Origin of the sequence: Saccharothrix mutabilis subsp. mutabilis, assembly GCF_039521145.1 — a bacterium.
In the GTDB taxonomy this organism is placed as follows: domain Bacteria; phylum Actinomycetota; class Actinomycetes; order Mycobacteriales; family Pseudonocardiaceae; genus Actinosynnema; species Actinosynnema mutabilis.
In genome coordinates, this window is record NZ_BAAABU010000023.1 from 41996 (window position 1) to 56373 (window position 14378).

General features: G+C 70.8%; 9 protein-coding genes. 5 read left to right on the plus strand and 4 right to left on the minus strand.

Annotated features, from left to right (window positions below; genetic code table 11):
• Positions 1–186: 186 nt before the first annotated feature.
• Genes ABD126_RS32195 through ABD126_RS32210 form a run of 4 tightly spaced genes read right to left on the minus strand, consistent with a single transcriptional unit; the run spans position 187 to position 5293 of the window.
• A complete protein-coding gene (locus ABD126_RS32195) occupies positions 187–2247 on the minus strand; it encodes a family 43 glycosylhydrolase (protein WP_343938126.1) in 2061 nt (686 codons plus the stop codon).
• A gap of 25 nt (positions 2248–2272) precedes the next feature.
• The gene (locus ABD126_RS32200; protein WP_343938128.1) at positions 2273–3112 is read right to left on the minus strand and encodes a carbohydrate ABC transporter permease; all 840 of its coding nucleotides are present in this window, start codon (positions 3110–3112) and stop codon (positions 2273–2275) included.
• The gene (locus ABD126_RS32205; protein WP_343938130.1) at positions 3109–3972 is read right to left on the minus strand and encodes a carbohydrate ABC transporter permease; all 864 of its coding nucleotides are present in this window, start codon (positions 3970–3972) and stop codon (positions 3109–3111) included. The genes ABD126_RS32200 and ABD126_RS32205 overlap by 4 nt, the downstream gene beginning before the upstream one ends.
• Before the next feature lie 4 nt (positions 3973–3976).
• Positions 3977–5293: an ABC transporter substrate-binding protein gene (locus ABD126_RS32210; protein ID WP_343938133.1), complete on the minus strand. Its 1317-nt coding sequence runs from the start codon at positions 5291–5293 to the stop codon at positions 3977–3979.
• Positions 5294–5338: 45 nt separating this feature from the next.
• On the opposite strand from ABD126_RS32210, the gene ABD126_RS32215 reads away from it, so the two are divergent.
• The 5 genes from ABD126_RS32215 (at position 5339) to ABD126_RS32235 (ending at position 14339) form a co-directional block, all read left to right on the plus strand.
• On the plus strand, positions 5339–6409 hold the full coding sequence (locus ABD126_RS32215) for a LacI family DNA-binding transcriptional regulator (RefSeq protein WP_343938135.1): 1071 nt from the start codon (positions 5339–5341) through the stop codon (positions 6407–6409).
• 220 nt (positions 6410–6629) lie between these two features.
• Entirely contained in the window at positions 6630–8330 is a 1701-nt protein-coding gene (locus ABD126_RS32220; RefSeq protein WP_425542912.1) for a glycoside hydrolase family 27 protein, read from the plus strand.
• Positions 8331–8990: 660 nt separating this feature from the next.
• Positions 8991–10319, plus strand: a complete 1329-nt coding sequence (locus ABD126_RS32225) for a family 43 glycosylhydrolase (RefSeq protein ID WP_343938139.1) — start codon at positions 8991–8993, stop codon at positions 10317–10319.
• A gap of 2 nt (positions 10320–10321) precedes the next feature.
• Positions 10322–11635, plus strand: a complete 1314-nt coding sequence (locus tag ABD126_RS32230; protein WP_343938141.1) for a glycoside hydrolase family 43 protein — start codon at positions 10322–10324, stop codon at positions 11633–11635.
• Between the two features lie 16 nt (positions 11636–11651).
• Positions 11652–14339 (plus strand): beta-L-arabinofuranosidase domain-containing protein, encoded by a 2688-nt coding sequence (locus ABD126_RS32235; protein WP_343938144.1) that lies wholly within the window; start codon positions 11652–11654, stop codon positions 14337–14339.
• Positions 14340–14378: the final 39 nt, after the last annotated feature.

A 14378-nucleotide genomic window follows, 5' to 3' on the forward strand; every position in this document is an offset into this window, starting at 1 on the left:
CACACCCGCGGGGTCGTGGTGGGGAACCGGGGACCGTCGCGAGACGGATGGGTCCCCACGACCCCGACACCGGGCGTGTCCGCCGCACAGGGCGGGAACGGCATGGACTCCCGGCCCTGAGACGGTTCCCCACTCGGCAACGCCTCCGCCGAGTGGGGAACCGTCATTTTCGGTGTGGTCAGACCCCTACGGTGTGGTCAGGTCGAACCTCCGCACCGTGACCGCGCCGCCCAGGGCCTGCGTCGCGTGGTTGAAGATCGCGAACCGGTAGCCCATGAAGAACTGCCACGCGTTGTTCAACGTCAACGCCGATCCCAACGGCGTGAAGTTCACCCCGTCGGTGCTGTAGGAGAACCGGGCCTGCCGCCCGCTGCCCGGCCGGATGTCGGCGTTGGCCCGCAACCAGATCCGCCCGCCGCTCACCGCGGCCCCGGCCACTTCGGCGCCGGTGCTGGTGGTGTTCCAGTTGCCGTCCATGGCCAGGCCGGTGGTCATCACCACCCGGGTGGTCCCGTTGTCCCGTTTGACGCCGATCCACGCCGAGGACTGCCGCAGCATCGCCAGACCCGACCGGTCGCCGTCACGCATCGTGCTGTAGTCCAGCTCGATGGTCGCCGTCGAGGTCGGGCCCTGGATGCGGTGGGTCAGGGTGTTGCGGGCCGCGTACAGGTCGTTGGTGACGGTGGCCGTGGCCAGGCGCAGGCCGTTGCCGACCGCGTACCGGCTGGTGTCGGGGTTGTGGTTCCACTCCCACTGCGGGCCCAGCGCGGGGCCGGTGAACGTGTCCGTGCCGACCATCGGCTTGACCTGCCGGGGTGGCGCGGGCAGGTTGGGCTTCGGGTACGTGGCGCCCCACGTGCCGTTGACGGTCTGGAGCACCGGCCAGCCGTCGGAGGTCCACGTGATCGGGGCGAGCGCCGGCATCCGGCCGCCGGGGTAGGCGTCGACGAAGGACATGTAGTACCAGTCGCCGTTCTGCGTCTGCACCAGCCCGCCCTGGTGCGGCACGCCGCCGCCGGGGATCGGGCCCGGCAGGTCGAGCAGCACCTGCCGCATCGTGTACGGGCCGAACGGGCCGTTGTCGGACTTCAGCACGTACTGGCCGTTGGCGGGCCGGGTCAGCCAGATGTAGTAGCTGCCGCCCCGCTTGTAGAACCGCGCTCCCTCCAGCGTGCCGACGTTCGACGGCGTCTGGAACACCTGCTGCGCCCGGACCTGGCTGCGGCCGTCCGGCGACAACTGGGCCACGCTGATCGTGGTGTTGCCGTACGCCACGTACATCGTGTCGTTGTCGTCGATCAACAGGCCGGCGTCGTAGTAGCAGTTGTCGATCTGGGCGTGCCGGGTCCACGTCCCGTCGACCGCCGAGGCGGTGTAGATGTAGGTGTCGTTGAAGTCGATGCAGCCGGCCCAGTAGAAGGTGGCGTTGCTGCGCCGGTAGTTGAAGGTCGAGGCCCAGATCCCGTCCACGTAGGCCTGGCCGCCGCTCAGGTTGTACTTCGACCCGAACTCCAGCGACGGCACCGCGTGACCCGCGTACTCCCAGTTCACCAGGTCGTACGAGCGCAGGATCGGCGCGCCGGGCGAGTAGTGCATGGTGGACGCGGTGGCGTAGTAGGTGTCGCCGACGCGGATGATGTCCACGTCCGCGAAGTCCTGCCACACCACCGGGTTGGTGAACTGGCCGGTGGTGCCGCCGACCTTCACCAGTTGCCACTGCTGGTTGGCGCCGCCCCAGTCGCTGTACTGCACGACGTTCGCGCCGTCGGCCGTGGAGGCGTTCTGCACCTCGACGGCCTTGCCGCTGTTGCGGTTGACCAGCCGGACGTGCCCGTCCGGGGAGTCGGCCAGGCGGAACTGCTGGTTGCCGCCGTTGTGGTCGGCCCACTGGACGACGGCGGCGCCATCGGCGGTGGACGCGCCCGTCACGTCGAGCACCTTGTTGGAGTGCTTGGACTTCAGGCGGTAGTAGCCGCCGCCGGAGTCCACGAACTGCCATTGCTGGTTCGCCCCGTCGCCGCGCGCCCACTGGGTGATGCGCGCGCCGTCGTTGGTGGCGAAGTTGTAGACGTCGAGGGCTTTGCCGCTGTTGCGGTTCACCAGCACGTACCAGGCGGTGGTGTCCACGGTGGCCGCGGAGCTGGGGGTCGTGCTCACGGTGACCATCAGGCTGCTTAAGAGGGTGATGACGGTGACGATGACGGTGGCCCGTCGTCGTCGGGTGGGGGAGTGGCCTGGCTCGGCCATGGGGTGCTCCTTCGATCGTCGGTGATCATCGGAACGCGACGCCCCGCACCAGGGCGTCGGCGAAACGGTGGTGCGTGAGGGCGAGCGCCACGACCACCGGTGCGGTGACCAGCAGCGCGCCCGCGCACAGCAGCGGCACGTCGGTGCCCCAACGGCCCTGGAACGCGTCCAACGCGCCCGCCGCCGTCCGGCGCAGCGGGTCGTCCACCAGGACCAGGGCGAACAGCAGGTGGTTCCACGTCCACACGCACAGCAGCAGCGCCAGCGACCGCAGCGCGTCACCCGCGAGCGGCAGGTGCACGTACCGCAGCACGGCCCACGGGCCGGCACCGTCCACGCGGGCGCACTCGGCCGGTTCGGCGGGCGTCGAGGCGAAGTGGGTCCGCATCCACAGCACCCCGAACGGCAGGTGGACCGCGCTGAGCGCCAGCGCGAGCCCGGCGGTGGTGTCGAGCAGGTTCAGGTCGCGGACCTGCTGGTAGAGGGGGAGCACGATGGCTTCGCGGGGCAGCACGAGCCCGACCAGGAACAGCCCCGACACCACCCGCCGGCCGGGCAACGGCAGCCGGGCCAGCGCGTACCCCGCCGCCGTCGACAGCGCCAGGACCGCCGGCACCACGGCGAGGACGAGAAGCGCGCCGGACAGCAGCGCCCGGTCGGCGTGTCCCGAGCGGAACGCGGTGGCGAAGTTCGACCAGTGGGGGTCGTCGGGCCAGGTCAGGCCGGGCGGGTAGGTGCCCGGCGGGTGCAGGGCGGTGACCACTAGTTCGGCCAGGGGGAGGAGGGTGACGACGGCCAGCCCGGCCCGAAGGAGCGTTCCGGCGGGCCGGAGTGTTCCGGCGGGCCGGAGCGTCCCGGCTTTCACCGTGACCACCGCAGGACAGGGGTGGTCACGGCGAGCACGAGCACCACCAGCACCACGGCCAGCGCGGACGCCGTCCCCACCGCGCGCTCGGTGAACGCCAGGTGGAAGACCTCCAGCGCGGGCACCGCCGTCGCGCCGCCGGGGCCGCCCTTCGTGGTCACGTAGACGACGTCGAAGCTCGACAGCGCCGCCAGGGAGGTGATCACGACGCACACGCCGACCTCCCGGCGCACGCCCGGCAGCGTCACGGCGCGGAACTCGCGCCACCGGCCCGCGCCGTCGAGGCGGGCGGCTTCGAAGAGCGCGGGGTCGAGGCGTCGGACGCCCGCGGACAGGAGCAGGGTGCACAGCCCGAGCAGCGACCACGCCCCGATCAGGCCCACGGCGGTGAGCGCGGTGGCGGAGTCGCCCAGCCACGCGCGGCTCAGCGATCCCAGGCCGATCGCGTCGAGCACCCGGTTCACCGCGCCGGTCGAGGACAGCAGCACGCTCCACGCGAGCCCGGCGGCGATCGGCGGCACGGCTTGCGGCAGCACGAGCAGCAGCGTGGACAGCGGTCGCGCTGATGCGGCTCGTAGGGCTGATGTGGGCCGCAGCGCGGCGGCGAGGGCCAGGCCGATCGTGACCGGGCCGGCTGTGAAGGCGACCACCAGCAGCAGGGCGTTGAGCAGCGGTCGGCGCAGGTCGGGGTCGGTGAGCACGGCGGCGTAGTTGGCCCACCCCACCCACACCGCCGGGCCCACGCCGTCCCACCGGTACAGCGAGTACTGCGCGACCAGCGCCAACGGCCGGAGCACGAACACCCCGTGCACGGCCAACGCGGGCAGCACGAACAGCCAACCGGCCCACCGGGTCCGCACCGGGTCAGCCCCCGGTCTGGGCGAGGTAGTCGGCCTGGACCCGCCGCAGCAGCCCCTCGGGGGTCTGGTCGCCCTCCACGAGCCGTTGGAGCTGGGGCGTCCAGCTCTTGGCGTAGATCGAGCCGGTCGCGTTGGCGATGAAGTCCATGGCGGTGTCGCCCGCCTGGACCTCGTCGGTCGCGGCGAACGTCGCGGCGGTGACCGAGCCCGGGTCGACCGGCCAGGCCGTCGCCGGTCCGAGCGGCCGGGCGCCGCCGACGCGCACGACGAGGTCGCGGGCGGTCGGGTCGGTGGCCGCCCAGTCCAGGAACGCCGCCGCGCAGTCCGGGTGCGCGGCGCGCGCCGGTATCGCGAAGGTCGGGGGACCGGCCATCGCCGCCCGCGGCCCGCCCGCGCGCAGCGGCGGCATGAGGAAGAACCCGACGCGGCCGGGCATCCGGCGGTCCAGTGCGGCAGACTCCCAGTCGCCGTTGACCATGAACAGCGCCCGGCCGGACGTGAACCGGTCCAGCATGCGGGCGTAGTCGGTGGCGTTGAGGTCGGGGTCGAAGTAACCGGCCGCGAGCCAGCGCGCGAGGTGCCGCGCGGCCTCGGTGGTGGCGGGGGTGTCGATGGTCCCGCCGGGGCGTTGGAACGTCCAGTCGTCTATGGCTTTGGGCGAGCTGTAGACGCCCATCAGGCTTTGCAGGGGGAAGGTCAGGCCGCCGGTCGCGCCGCCGTTGAAGCCGGCGATGGGGGTGGTGCCGGCGGCCTTGGCGCGGGCTAGAGTGGCATCGAAGTCGGCGAGGGTGCGTGGTTCGCTCAGACCTAGTTTTGTGGCGATTTCCTTGTTGTAGAAGACACCTGTGACGCTGGTGGACAGTCCGGTCGCGTAGAGCGGTCCCTCGCCGCGTGGCCGCCCGCCCGGTGCGACGCGCAGGGGACGGGTCTGCGCCGGCGGTCGGCGGTCCCAACCCAGTGCGCGGGCGTAGCCGTCGAGGTCGCGCAGCAGACCGGCGCGCACCGCCTCCGACACCTGTGGCAGCCGCATGAGGTCGGGCGGGTCGTCGGCGAGCACGCGGAGCGCGTTGCGGGTGAGGACGTCGAACTGCTCCTCGCGGATGCTCCAGGTGACGTGCGGGTGCTGCCGGGTGAACTCCTCGGCGAGCGCTTTCGCCAGTGGGAAACCGGTTTCGAACCGGGCTTGGAGGGTGATGTCCTCGGTGCCGCAACCAGGGGTGGTGCGAGTGTCCACAACGGAATTGTTCGCGGTGCCGGGCGCGGCGCAGCCGACCGCGAGCAGGGTCAGCGCGGCCAGGACCGCGCCGGCGCGGTGGGGCATCGGTGTCTCCTCTCGCGTTGCTAAATCGTGTTAGCGTGCCGACTCGTGGGACGCAGGCGGGTGACGCTGGCCGACGTGGCCGAGGCGAGCGGGGTGTCCGCCACGACCGCGTCGCTGGTGCTGTCCGGGCGCGCGCGGGAGCTGCGCATCTCCGAAGCGGTCGAGCGGCGGGTGCGGGCCACCGCGCACGAGCTGGGTTACCGCCGCAACACCCTGTCGGTCGGGCTGCGCACCGGGCGTTCGCAGACCATCGGGTTCATCTCCGACACGGTCGCGTCCTCCGGTCTGGCGGGCGACATGATCCGGGGCGCGGTGGAGGCCGCGCACCGGCGCGGGTTCATGGTGTTCGTCGGCGAGTCCGGCGGTGACCCGGTGGTCGAGCGGGCGCTGGTGGAGGCGATGCACGACCGCCGCGTGGACGGCATCGTCTTCGCCGCCATGTACACCCGGGAGGTCGCGCTGCCGGAGGGTCTGCACGACGGTCCGGCGGTGCTGCTCAACGCCACGTCGGTTTCGCGCTCGACCGTCCATTCGGTGGTGCCCGACGAGGTGCAGGCGGGCCGTTCGGCGGCTCGGGTCGTCGTCGAGGCCGGGCACCGGTCCGGGGTCCACCTGATCGGCGCGGGGCCGGGGGTGGACGACATCCCGCCCAACAGCACCGCCGCCGTGGAGCGCCTGGTCGGGCTGCGCGAGGTGTTCGAGGCCGCCGGGGTGGAGGTGGTGAGCGCCCAGCGGTGTCCGAAGTGGATGCCCGAGGACGGCTACGCCGCGACGCGGGAGGTCCTGCGGCACCACCGGCCGGGGGTGCTGGTGTGCTTCAACGACCGCTTGGCGTTCGGCGCGTACCAGGCGCTGGGCGAGGCCGGCCTGTCCGTGCCGGACGACGTGTCGGTGGTCGGGTTCGACGACCATCCCATCGCCTCCTGGCTGCGTCCGCGGTTGACCACGGTCGCCCTGCCCCACCACGAGCTGGGCGTGCGGGCGGTCGAGGTGCTGCTCGGGCTGTTCGAACGGCGCCGGCGCGGCGACCGGACGCCCGTGGTCCACCGGGTCCCGATGCCGGTGCGCGAGGGCGGCTCGGTAGCCCCGCCACGCACCGCCGACCGGGCCCGCTGAGACCTCCCCGGGTCGCGCCGAGTGCTGCGGAACGGCAGTGTGCCGGCGGTTGTTCACGCTCACAAGATGGTGGGTGGATTTTGGGTCGGGGGTGGCTGTGTGGCGTTTGTGCTGTGGTTGGATTGGTCAGTGGCTAAAGTTAGCGCTCACATGATTAGCTTTGACCGGCTGTGACGGCCTGGTTACATTGCGGGTGTCGACGACGACACAGGGAGACCCGATGCCCATCCGACCCTGGGCGGCGATCCGCCGCGCCACCGTCACACTGGTCCTGGCCGCGACCGCGGCGACCGCTCCCCATCAGGCCGCTTCGGCCGATCCTGTCCCGGCCGATCCTGTCCCGGCTGCTCCTATCCTGGCTGCGCCTGGGGTCGCTGCGCCCGGGAGTCCGGCGCTGACGCCGCCTTTGGGGTGGAACAGTTGGAACAGCTTCGGTTGCGGCATCACCGAGACCCAGGTGCGGCAGGCCGCCGACGCCATGGTGTCCTCCGGCATGCGCGACGCCGGTTACCAGTACGTCGTCGTGGACGACTGCTGGTTCGACCCCCAGCGCGACGCCGCCGGCAACCTCCGCGCGCACCCGACCAAGTTCCCCAGCGGCATGAAGGCGCTGGGTGACTACATCCACGCGCGCGGGCTGAAGTTCGGCATCTACCAGGTGCCCAACGAGCGGACGTGCGCGCAGACGGTCGGCAACCACCCCGGCTCCACCGGCAGCAAGGGCCACGAGGTCCAGGACGCCCGCACGTTCGCGTCCTGGGGCGTGGACTACCTCAAGTACGACTGGTGCTCCTCGGCCGGGACGCGGGACGAGCAGGTCGCCCGGTTCACCCTCATGCGCGACGCCCTGCGCGCCACCGGCCGCCCGATCGTCTACAGCATCAACCCCAACAGCTTCCACGCCATCACCGGCGACAAGTACGACTGGGGCCAGGTTGCCGACCTGTGGCGCACCACCGAGGACCTGCTGGACATCTGGCAGAACGGCAACACCAACAGCTACCCGATGGGCGTGGGCAACGTGCTCGACGTCAACGCCCCGCTGGCCGCCCAAGCCGGCCCCGGCCACTGGAACGACCCGGACATGCTGGTCGTGGGCCGACCGGGCCTGACCCTGACCGAGTCGCGCTCCCACTTCGCCCTGTGGGCACTGATGGCCGCACCCCTCATGGCGGGCAACGACATCCGCACGATGTCGGCGGACGTCAGCGCCATCCTGCGCAACCCGCGCCTGCTGGCGGTGAACCAGGACGCGTTGGGCGCCGGCGGGCGACGGGTGCGCGACGACGGTGCCACCGAGGTCTTCGCCAAGCCCCTGTCGGACGGTTCGGTGGCGGTGGGCCTGTTCAACCGGGGTAGCGCGGCGACCACCATCACGACGACGGCAGCCCAGGTCGGCCTGTCCGGCAACGGCTTCACGCTGACCGACCAGTGGACCGGAGCCGTTTCGACGAGCACGGGCACGATTGCGGCGAACGTCCCGGCTCATGGCGTGGCGGCGTTCCGGGTGTCCGGTGGCACCCCACTGGCGAACACGACCGCACGGGTGCGTGGTGCGGGGTCGGGCCGCTGCCTGGACGTGGACAACGCCTCGACCGCCGCCGGCGCGACGGTGCTGATCTGGGACTGCCACACCGCCGCCAACCAGCTGTGGACGACGTGGGCGGGCGGCGAGGTGCGGGTCTTCGGCGACAAGTGCCTGGACGCGTACAACGGTGGCACTGCCAATGGCACGCGGGTGATCACGTGGCCGTGCAACGGACAGGACAACCAGCGTTGGACGTTCGGGTCGGACGGGTCTGTGCGGAACGTGCGGGCCGGGTTGTGCCTGGATGTGGAGGGGGCGGCTACGGTGAACGGGGCGCGGCTGGTGCTGTGGACGTGCAATGGTCAGGGGAATCAGCGGTGGGCTCGGGTTTGAGCTCTCACGCTCTCATGCGCTGACGCGCTCTCAAGAGCGAAGAGCGAAGAGCTGAAGCGAAGAGCGAAAGCGAAGATCGAAAGCGAAGAGCGAAAGCGAAGAGCGAAAAGCGGCGCTCGCCGCGCGGCAGGCCCCCGGGGGGGTGGAAGGGCGTCGGTTCGTTCCCCGTACGGCCTGCCGGAGGCAACCACCCTTGGGGGTTCTTGGCAACCGGTGAAGCGTGGTTGCCAAGAACCCCCAAGCGTGGTTGGGCTGCGCCCAGGCCGTACGGGGAACGAACCGAGGCCCTTCCTTGGCTTGGCAGCCCGGAGAAAGCAGTCGCGCTTCGCGCGGCGGTCGGGCGGCGGGTTGGGCGGGTGATGATGGATGTGGGTGTGAGCGTTAACAGTTTGCGGGTGGGTGGGCTGTTGACAGCACCGGCTTGGTGGCGCTAATCATAGAGCCCGCAAGCACGCCTACCGTCTGCTGTTGGTGTTGTGGTTGTTAGCGATAACAACAGTGGGTGGGGTCAACGCCGACCGTGGCGTGTGGAGAGAGGACTGCCCGATGGACGTGCGCCTTTCCCGACGATCTGGCTTCGCGGCCGTGGTCGTGGCTTTGGTGGTTGCTGTGTGTGCGCCTGTGGCCGCTGCCTCGCCGGCCGTTCAGTACGCCAATCCGGTGGCCAACCAGCGTGCCGATCCGCACATCGTCAAGCACACCGACGGCTACTACTACTTCACCGCCACGGCACCGGAGTACGACCGGATCGTGTTGCGGCGTGCTACCACGATCCAAGGGTTGGCCAGTGCGCCCGAGTCGGTGATCTGGCGGCGGCACGCCAGTGGGGAGATGGGGGCGCACATCTGGGCCCCGGAGATCCACTTCATCAACGGCAAGTGGTACGTCTACTTCGCTGCCGGTCGTACTGACGACGTGTGGCGCATCCGGCCGTATGTGCTGGAGAACGCCTCCGCCAACCCGTTGACCGGCACGTGGGTCGAACGTGGCCGGGTGAACGTTCCGTGGGACACCTTTTCGTTGGACATGTCCACCTTCGTGGTGGGTGGCGTGCGGTATCTGACATGGGCGCAGGCTGAGCCTGGGATTGCCACCAACTCCAACGTGTACCTGGCCCGCATGGGTGCGAACCCGTGGCAGATCACCGGGGCGGTGGCGCGGCTGACCGTGCCGACGTTGGACTGGGAGACTCGCGGTGGGGTGAAGGTCGCCGAGGGGCCGGCGGTGGTGCAGCGTGGTGGGCGGGTGTTCCTCACCTATTCCGCCAGCGCCACCGACCACAACTACTGCCTGGGGATGCTCAGCGCGAGCGCGTCGGCGGACCTGCTCAACCCCGGCTCGTGGAGCAAGTCGGCGGTTCCGGTGTTCGCGAGCAACGCCGCGACCGGGCAGTACGGTCCCGGGCACAACTCGTTCACCGTCTCCGAGGACGGGCAGAGCGACATCCTGGTCTACCACGACCGCAACTACCGCGACATCGCCGGCGACCCGCTGCGCGACCCGAACCGCCGCACGCGCGTGCAGAAGTTCTACTGGCGCGCGGACGGCACGCCCGACTTCGGCATCCCGGTCGCCGACGGCGCCACGCCGGTGCGGCTGAAGTCCTACAACGTGCCCGACCGGTTCGTGCGGCACTGGGAGTACCGGGCGCGGATCGAGGCGGGCGTGCAGCCGTTGGCGGACTCGCAGTTCCGCGTGGTCGCCGGGTTGTCCGGCTCGGGCACGGTGTCGTTGGAGTCGACCAACTTCCCGGGCTACTACCTGCGGCACCGCAACCACGAGGTGTGGGTGGAGCGGGACGACGGTGGTGCCGGGTTCCGGGCCGACGCCAGCTTCTTCCGGCGCGCCGGGCTGGCGTCGGGGTCGGCGGTGTCGTTCGAGTCGGTGAACTTCCCCGGCTACTACCTGCGGCACTTCGACTACCAGATGGTCCTGCGGACCGCGCCCGACGCGCTGGGGCGGGCCGACGCGACGTTCGTGCTGGAGTGAAGATGAGACTCGTCTGGGCGCTCGTGCTCGCGTTGGGCGCGTCGTTGCTGGTCGCCACGCCGGCGCAGGCGGCCGGTCCGGCGCCGCACTACCTGATGACCGCGTTCACCAACAGCAGCGAGTCGAACATGTACGTGTACGACTCGTCGAACGCGTCGAACTTCAACCTGGTGCGGGCCAACGCTTATCGGCCGCCGTCCGGGTTGATCCGGGACCCCAGCGTCCTGCGGCACAGCGACGGCTACTACTACGTCGTCTACACGACCGGGTGGACCGGCAACACGATCGGGTTCGCGCGCAGCGCCGACTATACGACGTGGACCTTCCTGCGGAACGTGACCGTGGGCCTGAACGGCTCGACCGGCAGCACGTGGGCGCCGGAGTGGTTCCGGGACGGCGACGGCAGCGTGCACGTCGTGTTCTCGGCCTCCACCACCGGCACGGCGGGCCAGTTCCGGCCCTACCGCATCACGGCCACCAGCGGTGACCTCTCGGCGTGGACCGCGCCGGTGCCCTTGGGCATCCCGGCGAACTACATCGACAGCTTCCTGGTGAAGGTCGGCGGCACCTACCACAACTTCCTCAAGAACGAGACCACCAAGTACATCGAGCACGCCACCGCCACCTCGCTGAACGGCCCGTGGCAGTTCGTCGGCACCGGCGACTGGGCCGGCTGGGGCTCGGGCCTGGAGGGACCGGCGCTGGTGCGGCTGCCGGACGGCCGGTGGCGCATCTACTTCGACCAGTACGCCGCCGGACGCTACTACTTCGCCGACAGCGGGGACCTGGCTTCGTTCGGCGCGAAGGTGGAGCTGCCCGGCCTGACCGGGACCGCGCGGCACTTCACGGTGTTGCGGGAGGACGTCGGCGACAGCACGGCGGTGCCGGTGGGGAACCGGTCGTTGCGGTCGGCCAACTTCCCGGATCGGCACGTGCGGCACCGGGACAACCTCGTCCGGATCGACCCGGTCGTGACGGCGGCGGACCGCGGTGACGCGACGTTCACCATCGGCGCGGGGCTGGCCCACGCCGGGTGCTACTCGTTCCAGTCGGTCAACTACCCGGGCCACTACCTGCGGCACAACAACATGCGGCTGGTGTTGGCCCGGGATGACGGGACGGCGTTGTTCCGCGGTGACGCCACGTTCTGCGGACGGGCCGGGCTCGCCGGGGGTGGCACGACGTCGTTCGAGTCCTACAACTTCCCCGGCCGCTACCTGCGCCACTACGACTACGCGCTGCGCCTGGACCCCCGGGCAGGCGACGCCACCTTCGCCGGTGACGCCTCCTTCACCGTGACCGCGCCGCTGGCCTGACCACCCGGGAGTCCCGATGCCTTTCAACCGACGCACGGTGTTGCAGGCCGCTTTCGCGGTCCCCGCCACGCTGGCCACCGGGACGGCGGTGGCCGCGGTGCCGCCGGTCCGGCCGGACATCGGCGTGGCGGTGCACCCGTTCGAGCCGGGCCAGGTCCGGCTGTCCGCGAGCCGGTGGCTGGACAACCAGAACCGCACGCTGAACTACCTGCGGTTCGTCGACGTGGAGCGGCTGCTCTACAACTTCCGCGCCAACCACCGGCTGTCCACCGGCGGCGCGGCGGCGTGCGGCGGGTGGGAGGCCCCGAACTTCGAGTTCCGCACGCACAGCCAGGGGCACTTCCTGACCGCGTGGGCGCAGGCGTGGGCGGTGCTGGGCGACACCGCCTGCCGGGACAAGGCCAACCACATGGTCGCGGAGTTGGCCAAGTGCCAGGCGAACAACGCGGCGGCCGGGTTCAACCCCGGTTACCTGTCCGGGTTCCCGGAGTCGGACCTGACCGTGGTCGAGTCGGGCACCCGGCGGGGCGTGCCGTACTACTGCATCCACAAGACGCTGGCGGGCCTGCTGGACGTGTGGCGGTTGATCGGCAACACGCAGGCGCGGGACGTGCTGCTGCGGTTCGCGGGGTGGGTGGACTGGCGGACGGCCCGGTTGAGCTACAGCCAGATGCAGACCACGCTGCGCACCGAGTTCGGCGGCATGAGCGCGGTGCTGACCGACCTGTACCAGCACACCGGCGACTCCCGCTGGCTGGCCACCGCGCAGCGGTTCGACCACGCGGCCGTGTTCGACCCGCTGGCGGCGGGTCAGGACCGGCTCGACGGCCTGCACGCCAACACCCAGGTGCCCAAGTGGGTCGGGGCGGCGCGCGAGTACAAGGCCACCGGCGCCACCCGCTACCGCGACATCGCCCGCAACGCCTGGACCGCGACCGTCACCGCGCACACCTACGCCATCGGCGGCAACAGCCAGGCCGAGCACTTCCGCGCCCCGAACGCCATCGCCGCGTACCTGCGACCCGACAGCGCCGAGGCGTGCAACACCTACAACATGCTCAAGCTGACCCGCGAGCTGTGGCAGTTGGAGCCGGACAACGCCGCGTACTTCGACTTCTACGAGCAGGCGTTGCTCAACCACCTGCTGGGGCAGCAGAACCCGGCCGACCCGCACGGCCACGTCTGCTACTTCACCGCGCTCAACCCCGGCGGCCGGCGCGGTCAGGTGGGGCCGTTGATGGGCGGGGGCAGCTTCAGCACCGACTACGGCACGTTCTGGTGCTGCCAGGGCACGGCGTTGGAGACCAACACGAAGTTGATGGACTCCGTCTACTTCCACAACGGGACCACGTTGACGGTGAACCTGTTCATCCCGTCGGTGCTGACCTGGTCGGCGCGGGGGATCGTGGTCACCCAGACGACCGCCTACCCGGCGCGCGACACCACGACGCTCACCGTCACGGGCACGGTCGGCGGCACGTGGACGATGCGGGTGCGCATCCCGGCGTGGGCCGGCGGTGCGACGATCAGCGTCAACGGTGTCGCGCAGGACGCCTCGCCGGGCAGCTACGCCGAGATCACCCGGTCGTGGGCCTCCGGTGACACGGTCGCGGTTCGGCTGCCGATGCGGGTGGTGTTGCGCGCGGCCAACGACGACGCGGGGGTCGCCGCGGTCACTTACGGACCGGTGGTGCTGTCGGGGAACTACGGCAACACGGCGTTGAGCGTGTTGCCGAACCTCGACGTCGGCTCGATCACCCGCACGAGCGGGTTGGCGTTCACGGCCAGGGCCAACGGGTCCAGTGTCGCTCTGGGGCCGTTCTACGACGCCCACGGCCACAACTACACCGTCTATTGGCGGACGTCCGCGGCCGGCGGGGGATACCGGCTGGTCAACGCGAGCAGCGGGATGGTCCTCGGGGTGCGGGACATGTCCACCGCCGACGGTGGCCTGGCCGTGCAGTGGAACGACACCGGCACGGCGGACCACGACTGGGAGCCGGTCGTCGACGGTGCCGCGGTCCGGTTCCGCAACCGCAACAGCGGCAAGGTGCTGGGCGTGGAGAACATGTCCACCGCCGACAACGCCCGTGTGCTCCAGTGGGCCGACAACGGCACCGCCGACCACCGCTGGACGGTCGTGGACGACGGCGACGGCACCCACCGCATCCGCAACGCCCACAGCGGCAAGCTGCTCGCGATCCTCGACGGCTCGGGAGCGGCCGGCGCGCAGGCCGTGCAGGACCAGGACAACGGCACGCCGGACAACCGGTGGCGGTTCGTGCCCTTCGGTGCGCGCCGGGTGCGGAACCTGCGCAGTGGCCTGGTCCTGGGGGTGCGGGACATGTCCACCGCCGACGGCGGCCCGGTGATCCAGTGGGGTGACACCGGCACGGCGGACCACCTGTGGACGGCCGTGCCCGACACCGGCGGCTACTTCCGGCTGCGCAACGGCCACAGCGGCAAGGTGCTGGGCGTGGAGAACGCGACCACGGCCAACGGCTCCCGAGTGGTGCAATGGTCGGACAACGGAACATCGGACCACTTGTGGCGACTGCGCTACGGTAGCAACGGCTGCTTCCGCATCCAGTGCGCGAACGGCGGCCGGGTGCTGGGCGTCGCCGACGCGTCCACGGCGGCGGGCGCGCAGGTCGTCCTCTGGGACGACAACGGCACCGACGACCACCTGTGGCGTTTCATCTGACCGGAACCGGCCCCCACTACGTTCTGGACGGTGCGAATC